1 pseudogene is annotated in these 386 nt (G+C 35.8%); it reads left to right on the top strand.

The features are described 5' to 3' along the window. Positions 1 to 386 (top strand): annotated as a pseudogene (locus tag ACNFOC_RS55850) (hypothetical protein); the annotation flags it as partial.

The raw sequence follows: 386 nt of genomic DNA on the forward strand, positions 1-386 counted from the left end.
TCTGTAAGATTAGCTAAGCAGGACCAAGGATATAAGAATCATTATTTATCAGATGAAATGTTAGCCGGAAAGAAAGAACTTTACGACTTCACCCCTGAAAGCATTTACAGGGCCATGACTATATTTGATAGATTACAAAATAAAAGTGATATACAGACGCTAAAAACAGAATGTTATTGCCTTCTAGCGGAATGCCATATGTCTTTGGCACTTCATGGAAAAAGTGAACTTGAACTTGCTGCTCAAAAAGCATTAGAGCTTTTAGATTATGTATCAGACATAACCACTGTCGATGGAAAAATTTTAGCTATTATGGGACTGATAACTGGTCTGTCTGGACAAGCAAAAGTATCTCATATCTTATTTGAACAGGCTAAGATACACTC

The sequence above is a fragment of the Streptomyces colwelliae genome (genome assembly GCF_048158785.1).
Classification (GTDB): Bacteria; Actinomycetota; Actinomycetes; order Streptomycetales; family Streptomycetaceae; genus Streptomyces.